The sequence below is a fragment of the Enterobacter asburiae genome (assembly GCF_001521715.1).
Lineage (GTDB): Bacteria > Pseudomonadota > Gammaproteobacteria > Enterobacterales > Enterobacteriaceae > Enterobacter > Enterobacter asburiae.
The window spans coordinates 93,604-116,979 of the sequence record NZ_CP011863.1 but is presented as its reverse complement, the minus strand read 5'-3'; the positions used below and the strand labels follow the sequence as shown (position 1 = coordinate 116,979).

The following is a 23,376-nucleotide window of genomic DNA, read 5'->3' as shown; positions in this document are numbered from 1 at the left end:
CGCCCTTGTACTTTCCGGCTTCCCTGAAACGGGAAAGCAATCAGTTTACTGCGTCTTTCAGCGCTTTACCTGCACGGAAACCCGGCACTTTAGCAGCAGCAATGGTGATCTCTTTACCGGTCTGAGGGTTGCGGCCAGTACGGGCAGCACGCTCTTTAACAGCAAAAGTACCGAAGCCTACCAGTGCAACGTCGTCCCCAGCCTGCAGAGATTCAGTAACAGAAGCAATTAAGGCATCTAACGCACGTCCAGCTGCAGCTTTAGAAATATCAGCACCAGCAGCAATTTTGTCAATCAGTTGAGATTTATTCACTGTTCTCTTCCTCTCTTTATAATTTATATCGCGCCTGAATCCTTCACAACGCGACCGCGCAGCAGTTATATCAGGCCTGCCATGACCTTACAACACCCGTTGTTGATGGCTGACCTAATCAGCAATCTAAATTAGCTATACAAAAAAAGGCTGGCAAGTGCGAAATGACTTACCAGCCTTGTTTTTATTGACGCTCTTTGCGCGAGGTCACTATTTTGCGGTTACAACCTGCATTCCGGAGGGTTCATTCTGCAATGCGAGACTGAGAACTTCCTCAATTCGCTTCACAGGATGGATCTGTAGATCGGCAATCACGTTATCCGGAATCTCTTCCAGATCGCGTTTGTTTTCGTAAGGGATCAATACGGTTTTGATCCCACCGCGGTGTGCCGCCAGCAGTTTTTCTTTTAAACCACCAATTGGCAGAACCTGACCACGCAGCGTGATTTCACCGGTCATAGCAACATCGGCACGCACCGGGTTACCTGTCAGGCAGGAAACCAGAGCGGTACACATGGCAATACCCGCGCTTGGGCCATCTTTCGGCGTCGCCCCTTCAGGAACGTGCACGTGGATGTCGCGTTTTTCGTAGAAATCAGGATTGATACCCAGTTTCTCAGCGCGCGCGCGCACCACGGTCAGCGCCGCCTGGATGGATTCCTGCATTACTTCACCCAGCGAGCCGGTGTAGGTCAGCTTGCCTTTGCCCGGCACACAGGCGGTTTCGATGGTCAGCAGATCGCCGCCCACTTCCGTCCATGCGAGGCCGGTCACCTGGCCAACGCGGTTTTCGTTATCCGCGCGACCGTAGTCGAAGCGCTGGACGCCCAGGTACGCATGCAGATTATCGCCGTTAATTACAATGTGTTTCAGGCTCTTATCCAGCAGCAGCTGTTTCACCGCTTTACGACACAGTTTAGAGATTTCACGCTCAAGGCTACGCACGCCCGCTTCACGGGTGTAGTAGCGAATGATGCCGATAATCGCGCTGTCCTCGACGGTCAGCTCGTTGGCTTTCAGCGCGTTACGCTCAATCTGTTTCGGCAGCAGGTGCTGCTTAGCGATGTTCAGCTTCTCATCTTCGGTATAGCCGGAGAGACGGATCACTTCCATACGGTCCAGCAGCGGGGCCGGAATGTTCATGGAGTTGGAGGTCGCCACGAACATCACATCGCTCAGGTCGTAGTCCACTTCCAGGTAGTGATCGCTGAACGCCACGTTCTGTTCTGGATCAAGCACTTCCAGCAGTGCAGACGCAGGGTCACCGCGCATGTCCGACGACATCTTGTCGATCTCATCGAGCAGGAACAGCGGGTTTTTAACCCCCACTTTCGCCATTTTCTGGATCAGTTTACCCGGCATAGAACCAATGTAGGTACGGCGGTGACCGCGGATTTCCGCTTCATCGCGTACGCCACCCAGCGCCATACGGATATACTTACGTCCGGTCGCTTTGGCGATGGACTGACCCAGAGAGGTTTTACCCACCCCCGGCGGTCCAACCAGGCACAGAATTGGGCCTTTAATTTTGTTTACACGGCTTTGTACCGCGAGGTACTCAAGAATGCGGTCTTTCACGCGTTCCAGGCCGTAGTGATCGGTATCCAGGATTTCCTGCGCCTGACGCAGGTCTTTTTTGACCTTGCTGCGGGCGTTCCACGGAACCTGCACCATCCACTCAATGTAGCCGCGTACAACGGTCGCTTCAGCCGACATTGGAGACATCATTTTCAGCTTCTGCAGTTCTGCTTCGGCCTTCTCTTTCGCCTCTTTCGGCATCTTCGCCGCGTCGATCTTACGCTTCAGCGCTTCGTTTTCGTCCGGCGCGTCGTCCATCTCGCCCAGCTCTTTCTGAATGGCCTTCATTTGCTCATTCAGATAGTACTCACGCTGAGATTTCTCCATCTGCTTTTTGACGCGGTTGCGAATGCGCTTCTCAACCTGCAGCAGATCGATTTCAGACTCCATCATCGCCATCAGGTATTCCAGACGTTCGTTAACGTCGGACATTTCCAGCACGGACTGTTTGTCAGCCAGCTTCAGCGGCATATGTGCAGCGATGGTGTCCGCCAGACGCGCAGGATCGTCGATGCTGTTCAGCGACGTCAGCACTTCTGGTGGAATTTTCTTGTTCAGCTTGATATAGCCTTCAAACTGGCTAATCGCGGTGCGAACCAGCACTTCCTGTTCACGCTCATCAAGCTCAGGCGAATCAAGGTACTCTGCCTTTGCAGAGAAGTGCTCGCCGTCATCTGACAGAGTGGTAATACGCGCACGCTGCAGGCCTTCTACCAGCACCTTTACGGTGCCGTCAGGCAGCTTCAGCATCTGCAAAATAGAGGCCACGGTCCCGACGGTGAAAAGATCGTTTACACCCGGCTCATCCGTTGATGCTTCTTTCTGCGCCACCAGCATGATTTTTTTATCATGATCCATGGCGGCTTCGAGGCAACGGATAGATTTTTCCCGCCCTACAAATAAGGGTATGACCATGTGCGGATAAACCACCACATCGCGCAACGGCAATACGGGGATTTCAATGCGTTCAGAACGCTCAGGATTCATAGAGCTCTCTCTTAGTTAGTGTCCGCCAGGTAAGCTGGTCATGTCACTGTGCTTCACATAACCATTAACATGTATCCAGTATATGGGGATGTTTCCCACACATTCAACGCTATGAATACGGAAAAAGTAAAGGGGAGATAAAATCCCCCCTTTTTGATTAACTGCTTGTATGATTTGGTTAATTATTCGCCAGATGCCTGCTGCGCTTCCGGTTTGCCGTAAATCAGCAGCGGCTTGGTTTGGCCGCTAATCACGGACTCGTCAATCACCACTTTCTCAACGTCTTCCATCGACGGCAGATCGTACATGGTGTCGAGCAGTGCCGCTTCAACAATTGAACGCAGACCACGCGCACCGGTTTTACGGACCATCGCTTTCTTGGCAATAGCATCCAGCGCTTCGTCACGGAATTCCAGATCGACGCCTTCCAGATTGAACAGCGCCTGATACTGCTTGGTCAGCGCATTTTTCGGCTCTTTCAGGATCTGGATCAGCGCGTCTTCGCTCAGCTCATTCAGCGTTGCCACTACCGGCAGACGGCCGATGAATTCAGGGATCAGACCGAATTTGATCAGATCTTCCGGTTCAACCTGAGACAACAGTTCGCCTTCGTTTGGTTTTTCGGACGTCGATTTCACCGTTGCGCCAAAACCAATGCCGGAGCCGGTTTCAACACGGTGGGAGATGACTTTGTCCAGACCAGCAAACGCGCCGCCACAGATGAACAGGATCTTGGAGGTATCAACCTGCAGGAACTCCTGCTGCGGGTGTTTACGACCACCCTGCGGCGGAACGGCGGCAACCGTACCTTCGATCAGCTTCAGCAGTGCCTGCTGTACGCCTTCACCCGATACGTCACGGGTAATGGACGGGTTGTCAGATTTACGGGAGATCTTGTCGATCTCATCGATGTAAACAATCCCGCGCTGGGCTTTCTGTACGTCGTAATCGCACTTCTGCAGCAGTTTCTGGATGATGTTTTCGACGTCCTCACCCACATAACCGGCCTCGGTCAGGGTGGTGGCATCCGCCATCGTGAACGGAACATCAAGCAGGCGCGCCAGGGTTTCAGCCAGCAGCGTTTTACCGGAACCGGTTGGGCCGATCAGCAGAATGTTACTTTTACCCAGTTCTACGCCATTGCTGGTGTCGCCGTTACGCAGACGTTTGTAGTGGTTATAGACCGCTACCGCCAGCACTTTCTTGGCCTGCTCCTGTCCGATGACGTAGTCGTCAAGGTGATGACGAATTTCATGCGGCGTTGGCAGCGCGCTGCGCTCACGGTGCGGTGCGACTTCTTTAATCTCTTCGCGAATGATGTCGTTACATAAATCGACACATTCGTCGCAGATATACACGGACGGCCCGGCAATCAGTTTACGCACTTCATGCTGGCTTTTGCCGCAAAAAGAGCAGTACAGCAGTTTGCCCGAACCATCTTTGCGTTTATCTGTCATGAGTCCAAACCTCTTTTTAAGTTCTTTGTGCCGCACATGACGACGCAAATGCCATTCTAAGACGCAAGCTGCAATCAGCAGCGTGCCGCCCTACCTTAGTATAGCGGCACACTCGCGTCGCGGGCATCAATTACGATGGGTCAACACGGAGTCGACTAAGCCGTACTCAACTGCCTCTGGAGCAGAGAGGAAGCGATCGCGCTCGGTATCGCGCTCGATCTGCTCGAGTGGTTGACCCGTATGCTGCGCCATAAGTTCATTCATGCGCGCTTTTACTTTCAGAATTTCGCGGGCGTGGATTTCGATATCCGTCGCCTGCCCCTGGTAACCGCCCAGCGGCTGGTGAATCATCACGCGGGAATTTGGCAAGCAGAAACGCTTACCTTTCGCCCCTGCTGTTAGCAGGAATGCGCCCATAGATGCAGCCTGACCCATACAGATAGTGCTTACATCAGGCTTGATGAATTGCATGGTGTCATAAATGGACATACCTGCTGTAATCACGCCACCCGGGGAGTTAATGTACAGGTAAATGTCTTTTTCCGGGTTTTCCGCTTCCAGAAACAGCATCTGCGCCACGATCAGGTTAGCCATGTGGTCTTCCACCTGGCCAGTCAGAAAGATAACGCGTTCCTTGAGCAGACGGGAATAGATATCAAAAGAACGCTCACCACGTGAGGTCTGTTCAATAACCATTGGCACCAGAGCCATATGGGGTGCAAAGTTATCTCGTTCGCCACTGTATGACATTTCCGTCTCCTGGATCAAAATTGAAAACACCTGCTGTACTGATTGTAACCTTACGGACGGATTATCAGCCAGTCTCATTCATCATGATTACGTACTTATGGGGTTCACAGTGCCCTATTTCAAGCATAACAACCTTTTGTTGTTACGCTAACACCGAAAGGGCGTTTTAGCACTCTTCCTGGGCTATCGCTGCGATAAAAAAAACCCGCTGCCGCAAGGCAACGGGTTTTCTGTTCAAACTTTAAACCGTTGGGGCGAAATTACGCCTGCTGGTTCATCAGTTCGTTGAAAGAGGTCGCTTTTTCGGTCACTTTCGCTTTCGCCAGTACCGCTTCAACAGCCTGCTCTTCCAGGGCAACGTTGCGCATGTTGTCCATCAGCTCTTTGTTCTTACCGTAGAACTCGATCACTTCTGATGGATCTTCGTATGCAGAAGCCATCTCTTCGATCAGGCCTTTCACACGCTCTTCGTCAGCTTTCAGCTCGTGGGTACGAATCACTTCGCCCAGCAGCAGGCCAACAACAACGCGGCGTTTCGCTTGCTCTTCGAACAGCTCGCGTGGCAGTTCCATCGCTTGCTGCTGGTTGCCACCGAAACGCTGTGCAGCCTGACGGCGCAGAACGTCGATTTCGCTGTCGATCAGGGCAGCAGGAACGTCGATTTCGTTGGCTTTCACCAGACCTTCGATCGCCTGAGATTTCACGCGGTTACGCACCGCGCCGTTCAGTTCGCGTTCCATGTTCTTACGCACTTCGGTACGCAGACCCGCTACGGAACCATCTTCCACGCCGAAACGCTTGATGAATTCTTCAGTCAGTTCTGGCAGTTCGCGCTCTTCAACTTTCTTCAGGTTGATAGCGAACTTCGCTGCTTTCCCTTTCAGGTTTTCAGCGTGGTATTCTTCCGGGAAGGTCACGTCGATGGTGAACTCTTCGCCAGCCTTGTGGCCTTTGATACCGTCTTCGAAGCCTGGGATCATACGACCCTGGCCCATAGCCAGTACGAAGTCAGACGCTTTACCGCCTTCGAACTCTTCGCCGTCTACGGAACCGGTGAAGTCGATGGTGACACGGTCCTCAGCGTCAACAGCGCCTTCTTTCTCTTTCCAGTTCGCCTGCTGCTTACGCAGGGTATCCAGCATGCCGTCAACGTCTTCGTCAGTCACGGAAACAACTGGTTTTTCAACTTCGATAGATTCCAGACCTTTCAGCTCAACTTCCGGGTACACTTCGAACTCTACGGAGTAGGTGAAGTCTTCGCCCAGTTTGTATTCGCCTGGAACGTAGTTCGGCGCGCCGGCCGGATTGATTTTTTCTTTGATGATCGCATCAATAAAGTTGCGGCTCATCAGTTCACCCAGCACATCCTGACGCACGGAAGCGCCATAACGCTGAGCAACAACATTCATTGGTACTTTGCCCTTGCGGAAGCCGTCAATACGTACTTTTTTTGCTACGTTGACCAGCTCGCTTTTCACAGCAGTTTCGATGCTGTCAGCAGCGATAGTAATCGTTACACGGCGGCCAAGGCCTTGAGTGGTTTCAACTGAAACTTGCATCTTGTTACCTCAAAAAAATCACAGTGCTCGGTCAACTCTGAATCTGTCTGTTATACCGGGATGCTCTCTTAGTGCAGATTCACATTCCCTGTCGCCAGAATCATCCCGAAGACATTCAATAAGACGCGGCATTATAGCGGCATCACTTAGGTGAGTCGAGAACGGTTGGGGCATGTTGCTGCGGCTTTTTTCACACTTTAAGGCTATTTTTAGCCTTAAAATCGCACCATCTGCTCAAAACTCAAACAAAACAAAACGGCCCGGAGGCCGTTTTGAGGAAATCTGTAAGCAACATACTGGAAAAGCTCCAGCCGTTGCAAATCCGATTTATCAGGCGATAGTGCCTGCACCGCGACAGGGCGGCGATGCGAAAACCGTATCCTGCAAACCTTCCCATTCCTTAATGGTATAGGTATGCAGTGCCAGCGCATGCACGGTCGTGGAGAGTTCTTCCGTCAAGGTGCTGTAGATCAAGCGGTGTCGATTCAGGAAACGTTCTCCCGTGAAGCGATCGCTAACCAGAACCACTTTAAAGTGGCTTTCAGAACCTGCCGGCACGTTATGACGATAGCTTTCGTCGACGACTTCGAGGAACACAGGGTTGAACGCTGCCCTTAATTTATCTTCTATATGCTCACGTATCATCATGAAATTACTCCTCCGACAACGCCAGGATGTCACCCATCCCTTTAAATGTTAGCCGCTTTTACCGTTTCCATTACACCTTGACAACAAATATTTAGCTTTCGTCTGATTTTCTCATTCAAACGAATGAAGTTCACTGTGAGACTCATACGTTTTGTCATACACGGATTGGGAAAAAGGGTGATCTGGTCAGTTTTCGGACAAGGCGATGAATTTACATGCGTTGACCACTTCCCCTCGCCGTTGGCGATGTTATGATGGCGGCAATTTTTCTCTTTATATGCTTACGATTCGTTGAGAACCCGAAAATGTTAAAAAAACTCTTCTTTCCGTTGGTAGCCCTTTTCATGCTGGCAGGCTGCGCTACCCCGCCTACCACTATTGATGTCTCACCAAAAATCACCCTGCCTCAGCAGGACCCAAGCCTGATGGGCGTCACCGTGAGCATTAACGGTGCCGATCAGCGTCAGGATCAGGCGCTGGCTAAAGTGACCCGCGATAACCAGCAGGTTACCCTCACCGCGTCCCGCGACCTGCGCTTCCTGCTCCAGGAAGTGCTGGAGAAACAGATGACCGCTCGCGGCTACATGATTGGCCCAAGCGGCGCGGTCGATCTGCAGATCATCGTCAACAACCTGTACGCTGACGTGTCTCAGGGCAACGTGCGCTACAACATTGCGACCAAAGCGGATATCGCCATCATTGCCACCGCGAAGAATGGCAACAAGATGACCAAAAACTACCGCGCCAGCTACTCTGTTGAAGGTGCCTTCCAGGCTTCTAACCAGAACATTGCTAACGCCGTGAACAGCGTGCTGACCGACACCATCGCCGATATGGCGCAGGACACAAGCATTCACGACTTCATCAAGCAAAACGCGCGTTAATCCCGCTCTCTGGCCCGGTGTATCACCGGGTCAGTTTTATAAAAACATGTCCAGCCATTACTTACGCATTTTCCAGCAACCGAAATCAGCTATCCTGCTGATCCTCGGCTTCGCCTCGGGTTTACCCCTCGCACTCACTTCCGGCACGCTACAGGCATGGATGACGGTCGAGAACATCGATCTTAAAACCATCGGTTTCTTCTCGCTTGTCGGCCAGGCCTATGTCTTTAAGTTCCTGTGGTCTCCGGTCATGGATCGCTATACGCCGCCTTTCCTCGGGCGTCGACGCGGCTGGTTAGTGATGACGCAGATCCTGCTGCTGCTGGCCATTGCGGCGATGGGATTTCTTGAACCCACCACCCAGCTTCGCTGGATGGCCGCGCTTGCGGTGGTGATTGCCTTCTGTTCCGCCTCTCAGGATATCGTGTTCGACGCCTGGAAGACGGACGTTTTACCTGCGGAAGAGCGCGGCGCCGGTGCGGCAATCAGTGTGCTGGGCTATCGGCTCGGGATGCTGGTCTCCGGCGGGCTGGCGCTGTGGCTCGCCGACCGTTACCTCGGCTGGCAGGGCATGTACTGGCTGATGGCCGCCCTGCTGATCCCCTGCATTATCGCGACGCTGTTCGCGCCCGAACCGAGTGACGTCATCCCGGTTCCACGCTCGCTGGAGCAGGCCGTCGCCGAACCGCTCCGTGACTTCTTTGGCCGCAACAACGCCTGGCTGATCCTGCTGCTCATCGTCCTTTATAAGCTGGGCGATGCCTTTGCCATGAGTTTGACCACCACCTTCCTGATCCGGGGCGTCGGTTTTGACGCCGGTGAAGTGGGTGTGGTGAATAAAACGCTGGGGCTGTTTGCAACCATCGTCGGCGCGCTTTATGGCGGCGTATTGATGCAGCGCCTGACGCTGTTTCGCGCGCTGCTGATTTTTGGCATCCTTCAGGGCGCCTCTAACGCAGGCTACTGGCTGCTGTCGATTACCGACAAACATACGATCAGCATGGCCGCGGCGGTGTTCTTCGAAAACCTCTGCGGCGGCATGGGAACCGCGGCGTTTGTTGCCCTGCTGATGACTCTGTGCAACAAGTCGTTTTCCGCCACCCAGTTCGCTCTGCTCTCGGCGCTCTCCGCCGTTGGCCGCGTGTACGTTGGCCCGATTGCCGGCTGGTTCGTGGAAGCCCACGGCTGGCCAACATTTTATCTCTTCTCGGTCGTGGCTGCCGTACCGGGAATTTTATTGCTGCTGGTCTGCCGTCAGACGCTGGAATATACCCAGCGGACGGAACACTTTATGCCGCGCACCGAATATCACCGCGCCTACCGTTTTGCGTTACGTCTGTTAATGGTGGGCTGCGCGGCTCTCGCACTCTGGCTGGGGGTGCTCATTATTAATGCCAGCACGTCACTGGCACTCCCCTTTGAAGCCCTTCTGCTGGACGCAGGCGCCCTGCTGGCTATCGCCGGGATCCTGATCGGAGGTCTGCTTGATTTCATGGCGTTGCGTAAAACGCAGATGACCTGAAGAAAAATGCGAAAGGTTATTTCCCGTTGTAATCACTAAGCGAAATTATAACGGTGAAATAGCCACCGGCCGCTAAAAAAAATATTTGTTGTTTTGTGCGGGATAGGATTTGGAAATTATTGGCTCCCATCCCAAAACGCTATTTTTCATTAAACGATTCAGCATAAGAGAGTTTGATTTTTCGTTTTTTAGATGTCTTTTTATTGATAATTAATTGTTAATTTTTTGTTTATTTTTAACAATGGTTATACCAATTGCCCCTTTTAGGGTATGCTTGGGGGTCCTTTCGTTATAAAGCCCATGCCGTGCGGCTTCGGTCATAAAAACCGACATAATTTGCAACACTTGTGACACGTGCGGCAGAACCCGGTAACACCTTCCTGACACAGGCCTAATGATGTTTACAGTAATGTAACCTTCCCGTAAAATGCCCGCACACTTTAAACGCCACCAGACTCCGTGGAATTGAGGTCGTTAAATGAGACTCGGGAAATACAATAAAAGTTTGGGATGGTTGTCATTATTCGCGGGCACTGTATTACTCAGTGGCTGCGATTCTGCACTACTAGACCCCAAAGGGCAGATTGGACTGGAACAACGTTCACTGATATTGACGGCTTTTGGCCTGATGTTGATTGTGGTTATTCCTGCCATTTTGATGGCTGTTGGTTTCGCCTGGAAGTATCGTGCGAGCAATAAAGATGCGAAGTATAGCCCTAACTGGTCACACTCCAATAAAGTGGAAGCTGTGGTCTGGACGGTTCCTATTCTGATCATCCTGTTCCTTGCCGTACTGACCTGGAAAACCACTCACGCACTTGAGCCAAGCAAACCGCTGGTTCACGATGAGAAACCTATTACCATTGAAGTGGTCTCCATGGACTGGAAATGGTTCTTCATCTATCCAGAGCAGGGTATTGCTACCGTGAATGAAATCGCCTTCCCGGCGAACACTCCGGTTCAGTTCAAAGTGACCTCCAACTCCGTAATGAACTCCTTCTTCATCCCACGTCTGGGTAGCCAGATTTACGCGATGGCCGGTATGCAGACCAACCTGCACCTGATCGCGAATGAAGCAGGCACCTATGATGGTATCTCCGCCAGCTATAGCGGCCCGGGCTTCTCAGGTATGAAGTTCAAAGCTATTGCGACGCCAGACCGTGCCGCTTTCGACCAGTGGGTTGAAAAAGCGAAGCAGTCTCCAAACACCATGTCTGACATGGCGGCGTTCGAAAAAGTGGCTGCACCAAGCGAATACAACAAGGTGGAGTACTTCTCTAATGTGAAACCAGATTTGTTCAAAGACGTTATTGGCAAATTTATGGATCACGGCAAGAGCATGGACATGACCCAGCCTGAAGGCGAGCACAGCGCGCACGAAGGTATGGAAGGCATGGACATGAGCCACGCGGAAACCGCTCACTAAGGGGCCGAGGAAGAAAATGTTCGGAAAATTGACACTGGATGCAGTGCCCTACCATGAACCGATTATCGTGGTTACGGTGGCTGCAATTATCATTGGTGGCGCGGCCTTACTGGCCCTGATCACTTACTTCGGTAAGTGGAGCTACCTGTGGAACGAGTGGCTGACTTCGGTTGACCACAAAAAACTCGGTATCATGTACTGCATCGTCGGTATCGTCATGTTAATTCGTGGCTTTGCGGATGCGATCATGATGCGTAGCCAGCAGGCACTCGCTTCTGCGGGTGAAGCCGGCTTCCTTCCACCGCACCACTACGATCAGATCTTTACCGCCCACGGCGTTATCATGATCTTCTTCGTGGCGATGCCGCTGGTTATCGGTCTGATGAACGTTGTCGTTCCGCTGCAAATCGGCGCGCGCGACGTGGCGTTCCCGTTCCTGAACAACCTGAGCTTCTGGTTCACGGTTGTCGGCGTTATCCTGGTTAACCTGTCACTGGGTGTGGGCGAATTCGCGCAGACCGGCTGGCTGGCTTACCCGCCGCTGTCAGGAATTGAGTACAGTCCGGGCGTTGGCGTCGACTACTGGATTTGGGCGCTTCAGCTCTCCGGTGTCGGTACTACCCTGACCGGTATCAACTTCTTCGTGACCATTATCAAGATGCGTGCCCCAGGCATGACCATGTTCAAGATGCCGGTATTTACCTGGGCATCTCTGTGCGCCAACATCCTGATTATTGCCTCCTTCCCAATTCTGACCGTCACCATTGCGCTGCTGACCCTGGACCGCTACCTGGGCACCCATTTCTTCACGAATGATATGGGTGGCAACATGATGATGTACATCAACCTGATTTGGGCCTGGGGTCACCCGGAAGTGTACATTCTGGTTCTGCCTGTGTTCGGTGTGTTCTCCGAAATCGCGGCAACCTTCTCGCGTAAACGTCTGTTTGGTTACACCTCTCTGGTGTGGGCAACCGTGTGTATTACCGTTCTGTCGTTCATCGTTTGGCTGCACCACTTCTTCACCATGGGTGCGGGCGCGAACGTAAACGCCTTCTTCGGTATTACCACCATGATTATCGCCATCCCTACCGGGGTGAAGATCTTCAACTGGCTGTTCACCATGTATCAGGGCCGTATCGTGTTCCACTCAGCGATGCTGTGGACTATCGGCTTCATCGTTACCTTCTCCGTAGGTGGGATGACCGGCGTACTGCTGGCGGTACCAGGTGCTGACTTCGTTCTGCACAACAGCCTGTTCCTGATTGCGCACTTCCATAACGTTATCATCGGTGGCGTGGTCTTCGGCTGCTTCGCTGGCGTAACCTACTGGTGGCCAAAAGCGTTCGGCTTCACGCTGAACGAAAAATGGGGTAAACGCGCGTTCTGGTTCTGGATCATCGGCTTCTTCGTCGCATTTATGCCGCTGTACGTGCTGGGCTTCATGGGTATGACCCGTCGTCTGAGCCAGCAGATCGATCCGCAGTTCCACCCAATGCTGATGGTTGCAGCGGGCGGTGCGGTGCTGATTGCCTGTGGTATCGCGTCTCAGCTGATTCAGTTCTACGTGTCTATTCGCGACCGCGACCAGAACCGTGACCTGACCGGTGACCCATGGGGTGGCCGTACGCTGGAGTGGGCGACCTCTTCTCCACCTCCTTTCTATAACTTTGCCATCGTGCCGCAGGTTCATGAACGCGACGCATTCTGGGAAATGAAAGAAAAAGGTGAAGCGTACAAGCAACCTGCTCATTACGAAGAGATCCACATGCCGAAAAACAGCGGTGCGGGCATTGTGATTGCCGCCTTCGCAACGGTATTTGGTTTCGCAATGATCTGGCACATCTGGTGGATGGCGATTGTTGGCTTCGCCGGCATCGTAATCAGCTGGATTGTGAAGAGCTTTGACGAGGACGTGGACTACTACGTACCAGTCCGTGAAGTTGAGAAGCTGGAAAACCAGCATTTCGACGAGATTTCTAAAGCGGGGCTGAAAAATGGCAACTGATACTCTGGCGCACTCAACTGCCCACGCGCATGAGCATGCGCACCACGATACAGGACCGACTAAAGTCTTCGGTTTCTGGATCTACCTGATGAGCGACTGCATTCTGTTCTGCTGTCTGTTCGCGACCTATGCCGTTCTGGTGAACGGCACGGCGGGCGGCCCGGCTGGCAAGGACATCTTTGAACTGCCGTTCGTTCTGGTTGAAACCGCACTGCTGTTATTCAGCTCCATCACTTACGGCATGGCGGCTATCGCCATGTACAAAAACAACAAGAGCCAGGTTGTGTCCTGGCTGGCGTTGACCTGGCTGTTTGGTGCTGGATTTATCGGGATGGAAATCTATGAATTCCATCACCTGATTCTGGAAGGTTTCGGTCCGGATCGCAGTGGCTTCCTGTCAGCGTTCTTCGCGCTGGTCGGTACCCACGGTCTGCACGTGACCTCTGGTCTGATCTGGATGGCGGTACTGATGTTCCAGGTATCCCGTCGCGGCCTGACCAGCACTAACCGTACCCGTATCATGTGCCTGAGCCTGTTCTGGCACTTCCTGGACGTGGTGTGGATCTGTGTGTTCTCTGTTGTATATCTGATGGGGGCGATGTAATGAGTCATTCAAACGATCATGGCGCTTCCCACGGTAGCGTAAAAACCTACATGACAGGTTTCATCCTGTCGATCATCCTGACGGTGATCCCGTTCTGGATGGTGATGAGCGGTTCTGCGTCTAAGCCGGTTATTCTGGGTGCAATCCTGGTGACCGCGGTGATTCAGATTCTGGTGCATCTGGTTTGCTTCCTGCACATGAACACCAAGTCCGATGAAGGCTGGAATATGACCGCCTTTATCTTTACCGTGATTATCATCGCTATCCTGGTAGTCGGTTCCATCTGGATTATGTGGAACCTCAACTACAACATGATGGTTCACTAAGAGCGGCGAGTATGTTTAAGCAATACCTGCAAGTAACGAAACCAGGCATCATCTTTGGCAACCTGATCTCCGTGATCGGAGGGTTCCTGCTGGCCTCTAAGGGCAGCATTGATTACACCCTCTTTATCTACACGCTGGTCGGTGTGTCACTGGTTGTTGCGTCCGGTTGTGTATTTAACAACTACATCGACATGGATATCGACAAGAAGATGGAAAGGACCAAAAATCGGGTGCTGGTGAAAGGCCTGATCGCCCCTTCCGTCTCGCTGGTGTACGCCACCTTGCTGGGTATTGCTGGCTTTATGCTGCTGTGGTTTGGTGCTAACCCGCTGGCCTGCTGGCTGGGGGTGATGGGGTTCGTGGTGTATGTGGGCGTCTACAGCCTGTATATGAAACGCCATTCCGTCTACGGCACGCTGATTGGTTCTCTCTCCGGCGCTGCGCCGCCGGTGATTGGCTACTGCGCGGTCACGAACGAGTTCGACAGCGGTGCGCTGATCCTGCTGGCTATCTTTAGCCTGTGGCAGATGCCGCACTCCTATGCCATCGCGATTTTCCGCTTTAAGGATTATCAGGCAGCGAACATCCCGGTTCTGCCGGTCGTGAAGGGCATTTCCGTTGCCAAGAACCACATCACGCTGTACATCATCGCTTTTGCCGTGGCAACGCTGATGCTCTCTCTGGGCGGTTACGCTGGATACAAATATCTGGCGGTAGCGGCCGCGGTGAGCGTCTGGTGGCTCGGTATGGCGCTGCGCGGTTACAAAGTGGAAGATGACAAAGTCTGGGCGCGCAAACTGTTTGTGTTCTCGATTGTGGCCATCACCTCGCTGTCCGTGATGATGTCCGTGGACTTCATGGTGCCAGATTCACACAACCTGCTGACTTACGTCTGGTAAGCCAAAACAGGCGAATAAAGGGGTGCTTCGGCACCCTTTTTTTTTCACTGAATCTACTAATAACGCATGTAATATTTGTTAAATAACCCTTTATTTACCCCGCCCCTTCCCCGCACTACACTATGGCCTGCTTTTGAACTGAGGTGGTAATGAACGATTATAAAATGACGCCAGGCGAGCTACGCGCGACCTGGGGCTTAGGGACTGTCTTCTCGCTACGGATGCTTGGCATGTTTATGGTCCTGCCTGTTCTGACCACGTACGGTATGGCGCTGCAGGGGGCCAGTGAGGCGCTGATTGGGTTCGCGATCGGCATCTACGGTCTGGCGCAGGCGGTATTCCAGATCCCGTTTGGCCTGCTCTCTGACCGGGTGGGTCGAAAGCCGCTGATCGTCGGCGGGCTGCTGGTCTTTGTGCTCGGAAGCGTGATTGCCGCCCTCTCCCACTCCATCTGGGGGATTATTCTCGGCCGCGCCCTGCAGGGCTCCGGCGCGATTGCCGCCGCGGTGATGGCGCTGCTGTCCGACTTAACCCGCGAGCAGAACCGCACCAAAGCGATGGCGTTCATCGGCGTGAGCTTTGGCGTGACGTTTGCGATTGCCATGGTGCTGGGCCCCATCATTACGCACACGTTGGGTCTGCACGCCCTGTTCTGGATGATTGCCGTGCTGGCAACCATCGGTATTGCCTTAACCTTGTGGGTCGTGCCGGACAGCAAGAACCACGTTCTGAACCGTGAATCGGGGATGGTAAAAGGCTGCTTCAGCAAAGTGATAGTCGAGCCGCGCCTGCTGAAGCTGAATTTTGGCATTATGTGTCTGCACATCCTGCTGATGTCGACCTTTGTCGCCCTGCCCGGCCAGCTTGCCGCGGCGGGTTTCCCGGCGGCTGAGCACTGGAAAATCTATCTGGTCACGATGCTGATTTCGTTTGTCTCCGTCGTGCCGTTCATCATCTACGCCGAAGTGAAGCGCAAAATGAAGCGCGTCTTCGTGGGCTGCGTGGCGGTCCTGCTGATTGCCGAAATTGTGCTCTGGGGTGCCGGTCCGCACTTCTGGGAACTGATTGCCGGCGTACAGCTGTTCTTCCTGGCCTTTAACCTGATGGAAGCGCTGCTGCCGTCGCTGATCAGCAAAGAATCCCCCGCCGGGTATAAAGGTACCGCGATGGGCATCTACTCCACCAGCCAGTTTCTCGGCGTGGCGATCGGCGGCTCGCTCGGCGGCTGGGTGGACGGCCTGTTTGATTCACAAACCGTGTTCCTCGCCGGTGCGCTATTGGCAACAGTCTGGCTGCTGGTCGCCAGCACCATGAAAGAGCCACGCTACGTGAGCAGCCTGCGCGTGGAAATCCCGGATGATGTGGAAATCAGCGATATGCTTAAGCAGCGTCTGGAAGCCAAAGAGGGTGTGACGGAAGTGCTCATCGTCCCGGAAGAGCGCAGCGCTTACGTCAAAATAGACAGTAAAATGACCAACCGCTTCGAAGTCGAGCAGGCGCTCAAAGCGTGAAAAAAAGCCCGGTTAAACCGGGCTTTTTTATATTAATCGCGGAAGTTTTTAAACTGGAACGGTTGACCCAGATCGCCGCCGCGCACCAGCGCCATTACGGACTGGAGATCATCGCGGGACTTACCGGTCACGCGAATTTCTTCGCCCTGGATCTGCGCCTGCACCTTCAGCTTGCTGTCTTTAATGAGCTTAACGATCTTCTTCTGCACCGCGCTCTCGATGCCCTGCTTCAGCTTGGCTTCAACAAACCAGTTTTTACCGCTGTGCACAAACTCTTCCGGCACGTCCAGAGACGTCCCTTCGATGCCGCGCTTTAACAGCTTGGCACGCAGAATGTCGAGCAGTTGATTCACCTGGAAATCAGACTCGCTCAGCACCTTAATGGTCTTATTTGCGTCGTTCAGCTCAAACGACGCCTCAACGCCGCGAAAATCGAAACGTGACTCAACTTCGCGGGTTGCGTTCTCAACGCCGTTGCGAACTTCCTGGATATCAACTTCGGAAACAATATCGAAAGATGGCATCTTTTCTTCTCCCTTCACTTTTGTTGCGTTGCATAATACCCGCTACGAGGCATAACTCAACAGAAGCTTAGCTGTATAATTAAGCTGTAACACCTGGCGCAGTTGCAGGTGAGGAGGAACAATGAAAATTACGGTGCTCGGATGCGGAGCGCTTGGTCAGCTGTGGCTGACCGCGCTGTGCAAGCACGGACATGAGGTTCAGGGCTGGCTGCGCGTGCCCCAGCCCTATTGCAGTGTAAACCTGATAGGTGAAGACGGAAGCATCTTTAACGAATCCCTCACCGCGAACGATCCTGATTTCCTGGCGCAAAGCGATCTTTTACTGGTGACGCTCAAAGCGTGGCAGGTCTCAGACGCGGTAAAAACGCTGGCCGCGCAGCTCCCCTCCACTTCCCCCATTCTGCTGCTGCATAACGGCATGGGGACGCTTGATGAGCTGAAAAACGTCCCGCAGCCCCTGCTGATGGCGACGACCACGCACGCTGCACGTCGCGACGGCAACATCATCGTGCATGTCGCCAGCGGCGTGACGCACATCGGCCCCGCCAGAACGCAGGATGGCGACTACAGCTATCTGGCCGATGTGCTTCAAAAGGTGCTGCCGGACGTGGCCTGGCACAACAATATTCGCCCTCAGCTGTGGCGCAAGCTGGCGGTAAACTGCGTGATCAATCCGCTGACGGCACTGTGGGACTGCCCGAACGGTGAGCTGAAAAATCATCCGCAGGACGTTGCGGTTTTGTGTGCGGAAGTCGCGGCGGTCGTTGAGCGGGAAGGTCTGCATACCTCGGCGGACGATTTGCGCTGCTATGTCGAGCAGGTCATTGAGAGCACGGCAGAAAATATCTCCTCAATGCTGCAGGACGTTCGGGCATTACGCCACACGGAGATCGACTACATCACCGGCTATCTGCTAAAACGCGCCCGCGCGCACGGCATCGCCGTGCCGGAAAACGCCCGTCTGTATGACCTGGTTAAACGTAAGGAGAGTGAATATGAGCGCGTCAGCACTGATCTGTCTCGCCCCTGGTAGCGAAGAGATGGAAGCGGTCACCACCATTGATTTGATGGTGCGCGGCGGCATTAAGGTCACCACCGCCAGCGTCGCCAGCGACGGCAATCTGGCAATCACCTGTTCACGCGGGGTGAAAATTCTCGCGGATGCCCCCCTTGTTCAGGTGGCTGACGGCGATTACGACATCATCGTGCTGCCCGGCGGCTTAAAAGGCGCGGAATGTTTTCGCGACAGCCCGCTGCTGGTCGAGACCGTGCGTCAGTTTCATTTATCCGGCCGCATCGTCGCGGCAATCTGTGCCGCCGCCGGAACGGTTCTGATTCCGCACGATATCTTCCCCATTGGCAACATGACCGGTTTCCCGGGGCTTAAGGATACGATCCCGGAAGAGCACTGGGTGGATAAACGCGTCGTCTGGGATCCGCGCGTCAACCTGCTGACTAGCCAGGGGCCAGGCACCGCGATTGATTTTGGCTTAAAGATTATTGACCTGCTGGTCGGGCGCGAGAAAGCGTACGAAGTAGCGTCATCGCTGGTGATGCCGGCGGGAATTTATAATTACTATGAATAGGTGTTCTCCCTCTCCCTGTGGGAGAGGGCCGGGGTGAGGGCATCAGGCCGCACTCCCCGGCTAGAAACTATGGGCGATACACCTTCACATTCGCAAAGCCCTGCTCGCGCAGATACAGCGCCTGCAGGCGGCTCATCACCCCGCGCTCGCACCACAGCAGATAGGTTTTGCTCTTGTCGAGATCGCCAAACTTCGTGCTCAGCTTGTAGAACGGCAGAGAAACCACCTCCACGCCTTCGACGTTCAGCGGGCTGGCGTCCTGTTCATCAATAGAACGAATATCCACAATCACATCGCTGGCACCAAAACCGCTCACGGTTTCAACTTCAACGACTTCCTGCTCGGTCTGCTGGGCAATCTCGCGGATGTCGATGTTGGAGGCTTCCTCCACCACCTTTTCCAGAATGCTGAAATCGAAGTTCTCTTCTTCCGCTTCGATCTTCGCCTTCACCGCCTTCACTGTTGGGCTTTTTGAGATCACGCCGCAGTATTCAGGCATGGTGCGGGCAAAATCTTCGGTGCCGATTTCGCGCGCAAGGTCGATGATGTGCTCTTTGTCGTGGGAGATCAGCGGACGCAGAATCAGCGTATCAGACACGTTGTCGATCAGACGCAGGTTGGTCAGCGTCTGGCTGGAGACCTGGCCCAGCGCTTCGCCGGTGACCAGCGCCTGCACGCCGTAGCGTTCAGCCACTTTGGACGCCGCGCGCACCATCATGCGCTTCAGGACCACGCCCATCTGGCCGTCGTCCACTTTTTCGAGGATTTCGCCAACCACGGGTTCGAAGTTGATCGCCACGAAACGCACGCGGTGTGAGCTGCCGAAGCGGTTCCACAGGTAATGCGCGACCTGACGAACGCCGATTTCGTGCGCCGCACCGCCCAGGTTGAAGAAACAGTAGTGCACGCGGCAGCCGCGACGCATCAGCATATAGCTGGAGACGCCGGAGTCGAAGCCGCCGGAGATCAGGGACAATACGTCTTCCTGGGTGCCAATCGGGAAGCCGCCGATACCTTCATAGCGCCCTTTCACCAGCAGCAGGCGATCGTTTTCGATCTCCAGGTTCACGGTCACGTCCGGGTTGGTCAGACGAACGCGCGCCGTTTCAACGTGCTGGTTCAAACCGCCGCCGACGTAACGTTCCACTTCAATAGAGCTGAACTCGTGCTTGCCGCGACGCTTCACGCGCACGCAGAAGGTTTTGCCTTCGATCTGATCGCGGTACTGGACCAGCGCTTTCTCGAAGATGTCGTGCATATCGCTGAACGGAACATCTTCCACTTCCAGGATATGGTGGATCCCCGGAATACGGGTCAGCGCGTCGCGAATATCCTGACGTTTGTTTTCGTCTTTGGCGCGCACTTCAACGTGGTCCCAGTGGCGCACCACGGCGAGGGTTTCGTCGTAGAGCTTTAATACGTTACGAATGTTCCCGGTGAGAATTTTAATAAAGCGCAAACGCACAGATTGGCTTTTGATGGTGATTTCAGGGAACAATTTAATGATAAACTTCATGGCGGCAATGTTTCTTAGGCAAGCGTGTTAAGGCTTGTAATGGAAAAGAGTACAGCAGCCCACACCCGTGGCTGCATCCAGGCGCGCAAGTATACCACCATCGCGCCGCTCCTGTGCACATTGCGCGTTATTTGATAATTGCCCTGAGTCCGTTACCATGTCGGGGCTGAGAATATAAGAGTCAATTCACTATGCCGAAGAAGAACGACGCACCGGCCAGTTTCGAAACTGCGCTGAGTGAACTGGAGCAAATCGTTACCCGTCTTGAGAGCGGCGATCTCCCGCTGGAAGAGGCGCTCAACGAATTCGAGCGTGGCGTGCAGCTGGCGCGCCAGGGGCAGGTCAAACTGCAGCAGGCCGAGCAGCGCGTGCAGATCCTGCTTTCCGACAGCGAAGACGCGAAAACCACGCCTTTCACACCGGACGCCGAGTAAATGGATTTTGCCAACGAGCTTCAGGCGCGTGTCGTACGCGCCAACGACGCCCTGCGCCGTTTTATTGCGCCACAGCCTTTTCAGAACACTCCACTGGTTGAAGCCATGCACTATGGCGCACTCTTGGGTGGAAAGCGCCTGCGCCCGTTCCTGGTGTACGCCACGGGCAATATGTTTGGCATCAGCGATAACACGCTGGACGCCCCGGCAGCCGCCGTTGAGTGCATCCACGCCTACTCGCTGATCCACGACGATCTCCCGGCCATGGACGACGACGATTTGCGTCGGGGTCAACCCACCTGCCATATCAAGTTTGGCGAGGCGAATGCCATTCTGGCGGGTGATGCCCTGCAAACGCTGGCGTTCTCGATTCTGAGCGACGCGCCGATGGAGGAAGTGGCCGACCGCGACCGCCTGGCGATGATCTCCGAGCTGGCCATGGCCAGCGGCGTGGCCGGCATGTGCGGCGGACAGGCGCTGGATCTTGAAGCGGAAGGACGTCAGGTTAATCTGGAACAGCTGGAGCGTATTCACCGCCATAAAACCGGGGCGTTGATTCGTTCCGCCGTTCGCCTGGGCGCGCTGAGCGCGGGTGAACAAGGGCGCAAAGCCCTGCCGATTCTGGACAGATATGCAGAAAGTATCGGTCTGGCATTCCAGGTTCAGGATGACATTCTGGATGTGGTGGGCGATACTGCAACATTGGGTAAACGTCAGGGTGCGGACCAGCAGCTTGGCAAAAGTACCTACCCCGCCCTGCTGGGCCTTGAGCAAGCCCAACGTAAAGCCCGGGATCTGATTGATGATGCCCGCCAGTCGCTAAATGAACTGGCCGCGCAATCGCTGGATACCTCGGCACTGGAAGCGCTAGCGGACTATATAATCCAGCGTAATAAATAAACTATATATCTCGATGAGCCTTTGATGAGTTTTGATATTGCCAAATACCCGACACTGGCGTTAGTTGACTCCACCCAGGAGTTACGTCTGTTGCCGAAAGAGAGCCTGCCGAAGCTGTGCGACGAGCTGCGTCGCTACCTGCTCGACAGCGTTAGCCGCTCCAGCGGCCATTTCGCCTCCGGGCTTGGCACGGTTGAGCTGACCGTGGCGCTGCACTATGTCTATAACACGCCGTTCGATCAGCTCATCTGGGACGTGGGCCACCAGGCCTATCCGCACAAAATTCTGACCGGACGTCGCGATAAGATTGGCACCATTCGTCAGAAAGGCGGCCTGCATCCGTTCCCGTGGCGCGGTGAGAGCGAGTATGACGTGCTGAGCGTCGGCCACTCCTCCACCTCCATTTCTGCGGGCATCGGTATTGCCGTTGCCGCCGAGAAAGAGAACAAGCAGCGCCGCACCGTCTGCGTCATTGGCGACGGCGCCATTACCGCCGGTATGGCCTTTGAAGCCATGAACCATGCGGGCGACATCAAGCCGGACATGCTGGTTATCCTTAACGATAACGAAATGTCGATCTCCGAGAACGTCGGCGCGCTGAACAACCATCTGGCCCAGCTGCTCTCCGGCAAGCTTTACTCCTCGCTGCGTGAAGGCGGCAAAAAAGTCTTCTCCGGCGTACCGCCGATTAAAGAGCTGCTCAAGCGTACCGAAGAACACATCAAAGGCATGGTCGTGCCGGGCACCCTGTTTGAAGAGCTGGGCTTTAACTATATTGGCCCGGTTGACGGCCATGACGTGCTGGGTCTGGTTACCACGCTCAAGAACATGCGCGACCTGAAAGGCCCGCAGTTCCTGCACATCATGACCAAGAAAGGGCGTGGCTACGAACCGGCGGAAAAAGATCCGATCACCTTCCACGCGGTACCGAAATTTGACCCATCCAGCGGATGTCTGCCAAAAAGCAGCGGCGGCATGCCGAGCTATTCAAAAATCTTCGGCGACTGGCTGTGCGAAACCGCAGCCAAAGACAACAAGCTGATGGCGGTGACGCCTGCCATGCGTGAAGGCTCCGGCATGGTAGAGTTCTCCAGAAAATACCCTGACCAGTATTTCGACGTCGCCATTGCCGAGCAGCATGCGGTGACGTTTGCAGCGGGCCTCGCCATTGGCGGCTACAAGCCGGTTGTCGCTATCTACTCCACCTTCCTGCAGCGCGCCTACGATCAGGTGATCCACGACGTGGCGATTCAGAAGCTGCCGGTACTGTTTGCTATCGATCGTGCGGGCATCGTCGGTGCCGACGGCCAGACCCACCAGGGCGCGTTTGATCTGTCGTTCCTGCGCTGTATTCCGGATATGGTTGTCATGACGCCAAGCGACGAGAACGAATGTCGTCAGATGCTGTTTACCGGCTACCACTATCAGGATGGCCCAAGCGCCGTTCGCTACCCGCGCGGCAATGCGGTAGGCGTTGAGCTTCAGCCGCTGGAAAAACTGCCGATCGGTAAAGGTCTGGTGAAGCGTCGCGGTGAAAAAGTGGCGATCCTGAACTTCGGCACGCTGATGCCAGAGGCGGCTAAAGCGGCTGAAGCGCTGAATGCCACCCTGGTGGACATGCGCTTTGTGAAGCCGCTCGACGAATCTCTGATCCTGAGTATGGCTGAGACGCATGACGTGCTGGTCACGCTGGAAGAAAACGCCATCATGGGCGGCGCGGGCAGTGGCGTGAACGAGGTGCTGATGGCGAACCGTAAAGCCGTGCCGGTGCTGAACCTCGGCCTGCCGGATCATTTCATTCCTCAGGGTACCCAGGATGAAGCCCGTGCGGCTATTGGCCTGGACGCCGCCGGTATCGAAGCCAAAATCCGCGCCTGGCTGGACTGACCCCTTCCCCTTTTCCGCTCCTGCTATGCTTAAACCTGGTGTTTAAACAGCAGGAGC

At 54.3% G+C, this 23,376-nt stretch carries 21 protein-coding genes; 13 read left to right on the top strand and 8 right to left on the bottom strand.

The annotated features are described in order from the left end of the window. Positions 1–40 precede the first annotated feature (40 nt). The 6 genes from hupB to bolA all read right to left on the bottom strand — a co-directional run bounded on the left by hupB (position 41) and on the right by bolA (position 7,292). The gene (hupB, locus tag ACJ69_RS00555; RefSeq protein ID WP_002444653.1) at positions 41–313 is read right to left on the bottom strand and encodes a nucleoid-associated protein HU-beta; all 273 of its coding nucleotides are present in this window, start codon (positions 311–313) and stop codon (positions 41–43) included. Between the two features lie 210 nt (positions 314–523). Further along, a complete protein-coding gene (gene lon, locus ACJ69_RS00550) occupies positions 524–2,878 on the bottom strand; it encodes an endopeptidase La (protein WP_023334706.1) in 2,355 nt (784 codons plus the stop codon). 182 nt (positions 2,879–3,060) lie between these two features. Next, positions 3,061–4,335, bottom strand: a complete 1,275-nt coding sequence (clpX, locus tag ACJ69_RS00545; RefSeq protein WP_023310570.1) for an ATP-dependent protease ATP-binding subunit ClpX — start codon at positions 4,333–4,335, stop codon at positions 3,061–3,063. A gap of 126 nt (positions 4,336–4,461) precedes the next feature. Continuing rightward, the gene (clpP, locus tag ACJ69_RS00540; protein WP_010428105.1) at positions 4,462–5,085 is read right to left on the bottom strand and encodes an ATP-dependent Clp endopeptidase proteolytic subunit ClpP; all 624 of its coding nucleotides are present in this window, start codon (positions 5,083–5,085) and stop codon (positions 4,462–4,464) included. 260 nt (positions 5,086–5,345) lie between these two features. Then, positions 5,346–6,644, bottom strand: coding sequence for a trigger factor (gene tig / locus ACJ69_RS00535; RefSeq protein ID WP_023310569.1), 1,299 nt, complete (start codon positions 6,642–6,644; stop codon positions 5,346–5,348). Positions 6,645–6,974: 330 nt separating this feature from the next. After that, the gene (gene bolA / locus ACJ69_RS00530) at positions 6,975–7,292 is read right to left on the bottom strand and encodes a transcriptional regulator BolA (protein WP_021241655.1); all 318 of its coding nucleotides are present in this window, start codon (positions 7,290–7,292) and stop codon (positions 6,975–6,977) included. Positions 7,293–7,597: 305 nt separating this feature from the next. Here bolA and ACJ69_RS00525 point away from each other — a divergent pair, with 305 nt between their 5' ends. From ACJ69_RS00525 to ACJ69_RS00485, 8 genes are all read left to right on the top strand, one after another. Further along, entirely contained in the window at positions 7,598–8,176 is a 579-nt protein-coding gene (locus tag ACJ69_RS00525) for a lipoprotein (RefSeq protein ID WP_023310568.1), read from the top strand. A gap of 46 nt (positions 8,177–8,222) precedes the next feature. Beyond that, complete coding sequence (ampG, locus tag ACJ69_RS00520; protein ID WP_059346253.1) at positions 8,223–9,698, top strand: muropeptide MFS transporter AmpG; 1,476 nt, start codon at positions 8,223–8,225, stop codon at positions 9,696–9,698. A 478-nt stretch (positions 9,699–10,176) separates the two neighbouring features. Then, on the top strand, positions 10,177–11,124 hold the full coding sequence (cyoA, locus tag ACJ69_RS00510) for a cytochrome o ubiquinol oxidase subunit II (RefSeq protein WP_014882770.1): 948 nt from the start codon (positions 10,177–10,179) through the stop codon (positions 11,122–11,124). 16 nt (positions 11,125–11,140) lie between these two features. Beyond that, the gene (gene cyoB, locus ACJ69_RS00505; protein ID WP_014168864.1) at positions 11,141–13,132 is read left to right on the top strand and encodes a cytochrome o ubiquinol oxidase subunit I; all 1,992 of its coding nucleotides are present in this window, start codon (positions 11,141–11,143) and stop codon (positions 13,130–13,132) included. Further along, positions 13,122–13,736 carry a cytochrome o ubiquinol oxidase subunit III gene (locus ACJ69_RS00500; RefSeq protein ID WP_023334703.1) on the top strand — a complete coding sequence of 205 codons (615 nt, stop codon included), beginning with the start codon at positions 13,122–13,124 and terminating at the stop codon, positions 13,734–13,736. The genes cyoB and ACJ69_RS00500 overlap by 11 nt, the downstream gene beginning before the upstream one ends. Further along, positions 13,736–14,062 carry a cytochrome o ubiquinol oxidase subunit IV gene (locus ACJ69_RS00495; protein WP_006176899.1) on the top strand — a complete coding sequence of 109 codons (327 nt, stop codon included), beginning with the start codon at positions 13,736–13,738 and terminating at the stop codon, positions 14,060–14,062. Before ACJ69_RS00500 ends, ACJ69_RS00495 begins: the two co-directional genes overlap by 1 nt. A gap of 11 nt (positions 14,063–14,073) precedes the next feature. Then, positions 14,074–14,961, top strand: a complete 888-nt coding sequence (gene cyoE / locus ACJ69_RS00490; protein WP_013095848.1) for a heme o synthase — start codon at positions 14,074–14,076, stop codon at positions 14,959–14,961. 149 nt (positions 14,962–15,110) lie between these two features. Next, complete coding sequence (locus tag ACJ69_RS00485; protein WP_059346252.1) at positions 15,111–16,472, top strand: MFS transporter; 1,362 nt, start codon at positions 15,111–15,113, stop codon at positions 16,470–16,472. A gap of 32 nt (positions 16,473–16,504) precedes the next feature. Here the strand turns inward: ACJ69_RS00485 and ACJ69_RS00480 are convergent, their stop codons facing one another. After that, positions 16,505–16,996 carry a YajQ family cyclic di-GMP-binding protein gene (locus tag ACJ69_RS00480; RefSeq protein WP_023334701.1) on the bottom strand — a complete coding sequence of 164 codons (492 nt, stop codon included), beginning with the start codon at positions 16,994–16,996 and terminating at the stop codon, positions 16,505–16,507. A gap of 121 nt (positions 16,997–17,117) precedes the next feature. On the opposite strand from ACJ69_RS00480, the gene panE reads away from it, so the two are divergent. Together panE and yajL are read left to right on the top strand one after the other, a co-directional pair. Continuing rightward, entirely contained in the window at positions 17,118–18,029 is a 912-nt protein-coding gene (gene panE, locus ACJ69_RS00475) for a 2-dehydropantoate 2-reductase (RefSeq protein ID WP_047648563.1), read from the top strand. Continuing rightward, positions 17,992–18,582 carry a protein deglycase YajL gene (yajL, locus tag ACJ69_RS00470; RefSeq protein ID WP_023310563.1) on the top strand — a complete coding sequence of 197 codons (591 nt, stop codon included), beginning with the start codon at positions 17,992–17,994 and terminating at the stop codon, positions 18,580–18,582. Before panE ends, yajL begins: the two co-directional genes overlap by 38 nt. A 67-nt stretch (positions 18,583–18,649) precedes the next feature. On the opposite strand, the gene thiI is transcribed toward yajL, so the two are convergent. Then, positions 18,650–20,098 carry a tRNA uracil 4-sulfurtransferase ThiI gene (thiI, locus tag ACJ69_RS00465; RefSeq protein ID WP_059346251.1) on the bottom strand — a complete coding sequence of 483 codons (1,449 nt, stop codon included), beginning with the start codon at positions 20,096–20,098 and terminating at the stop codon, positions 18,650–18,652. A gap of 191 nt (positions 20,099–20,289) precedes the next feature. Here thiI and xseB point away from each other — a divergent pair, with 191 nt between their 5' ends. The 3 genes from xseB to dxs are packed head-to-tail and all read left to right on the top strand — an operon-like array spanning position 20,290 to position 23,319. Next, positions 20,290–20,532 (top strand): exodeoxyribonuclease VII small subunit, encoded by a 243-nt coding sequence (xseB, locus tag ACJ69_RS00460; RefSeq protein WP_008503331.1) that lies wholly within the window; start codon positions 20,290–20,292, stop codon positions 20,530–20,532. Continuing rightward, entirely contained in the window at positions 20,533–21,432 is a 900-nt protein-coding gene (ispA, locus tag ACJ69_RS00455; RefSeq protein WP_054829743.1) for a (2E,6E)-farnesyl diphosphate synthase, read from the top strand. It abuts the gene before it with no gap. A gap of 24 nt (positions 21,433–21,456) precedes the next feature. Further along, positions 21,457–23,319, top strand: a complete 1,863-nt coding sequence (gene dxs / locus ACJ69_RS00450) for a 1-deoxy-D-xylulose-5-phosphate synthase (protein WP_029741670.1) — start codon at positions 21,457–21,459, stop codon at positions 23,317–23,319. Positions 23,320–23,376 lie beyond the last annotated feature (57 nt).

What these genes read in the sequence shown, in the direction of transcription:
- ACJ69_RS00480 (WP_023334701.1), bottom strand. Translation starts at nt 16,996, where the DNA reads ATGCCATCTTTCGATATTGTTTCCGAAGTTGATATCCAGGAAGTTCGC.
- panE (WP_047648563.1), top strand. Translation starts at nt 17,118, where the DNA reads ATGAAAATTACGGTGCTCGGATGCGGAGCGCTTGGTCAGCTGTGGCTG.
- ispA (WP_054829743.1), top strand. Translation starts at nt 20,533, where the DNA reads ATGGATTTTGCCAACGAGCTTCAGGCGCGTGTCGTACGCGCCAACGAC.
- cyoE (WP_013095848.1), top strand. Translation starts at nt 14,074, where the DNA reads ATGTTTAAGCAATACCTGCAAGTAACGAAACCAGGCATCATCTTTGGC.
- dxs (WP_029741670.1), top strand. Translation starts at nt 21,457, where the DNA reads ATGAGTTTTGATATTGCCAAATACCCGACACTGGCGTTAGTTGACTCC.
- cyoA (WP_014882770.1), top strand. Translation starts at nt 10,177, where the DNA reads ATGAGACTCGGGAAATACAATAAAAGTTTGGGATGGTTGTCATTATTC.
- ACJ69_RS00495 (WP_006176899.1), top strand. Translation starts at nt 13,736, where the DNA reads ATGAGTCATTCAAACGATCATGGCGCTTCCCACGGTAGCGTAAAAACC.
- bolA (WP_021241655.1), bottom strand. Translation starts at nt 7,292, where the DNA reads ATGATGATACGTGAGCATATAGAAGATAAATTAAGGGCAGCGTTCAAC.
- ampG (WP_059346253.1), top strand. Translation starts at nt 8,223, where the DNA reads ATGTCCAGCCATTACTTACGCATTTTCCAGCAACCGAAATCAGCTATC.
- ACJ69_RS00500 (WP_023334703.1), top strand. Translation starts at nt 13,122, where the DNA reads ATGGCAACTGATACTCTGGCGCACTCAACTGCCCACGCGCATGAGCAT.
- clpX (WP_023310570.1), bottom strand. Translation starts at nt 4,335, where the DNA reads ATGACAGATAAACGCAAAGATGGTTCGGGCAAACTGCTGTACTGCTCT.
- clpP (WP_010428105.1), bottom strand. Translation starts at nt 5,085, where the DNA reads ATGTCATACAGTGGCGAACGAGATAACTTTGCACCCCATATGGCTCTG.
- thiI (WP_059346251.1), bottom strand. Translation starts at nt 20,098, where the DNA reads ATGAAGTTTATCATTAAATTGTTCCCTGAAATCACCATCAAAAGCCAA.
- ACJ69_RS00525 (WP_023310568.1), top strand. Translation starts at nt 7,598, where the DNA reads ATGTTAAAAAAACTCTTCTTTCCGTTGGTAGCCCTTTTCATGCTGGCA.
- lon (WP_023334706.1), bottom strand. Translation starts at nt 2,878, where the DNA reads ATGAATCCTGAGCGTTCTGAACGCATTGAAATCCCCGTATTGCCGTTG.
- xseB (WP_008503331.1), top strand. Translation starts at nt 20,290, where the DNA reads ATGCCGAAGAAGAACGACGCACCGGCCAGTTTCGAAACTGCGCTGAGT.
- tig (WP_023310569.1), bottom strand. Translation starts at nt 6,644, where the DNA reads ATGCAAGTTTCAGTTGAAACCACTCAAGGCCTTGGCCGCCGTGTAACG.
- ACJ69_RS00485 (WP_059346252.1), top strand. Translation starts at nt 15,111, where the DNA reads ATGAACGATTATAAAATGACGCCAGGCGAGCTACGCGCGACCTGGGGC.
- yajL (WP_023310563.1), top strand. Translation starts at nt 17,992, where the DNA reads ATGAGCGCGTCAGCACTGATCTGTCTCGCCCCTGGTAGCGAAGAGATG.
- cyoB (WP_014168864.1), top strand. Translation starts at nt 11,141, where the DNA reads ATGTTCGGAAAATTGACACTGGATGCAGTGCCCTACCATGAACCGATT.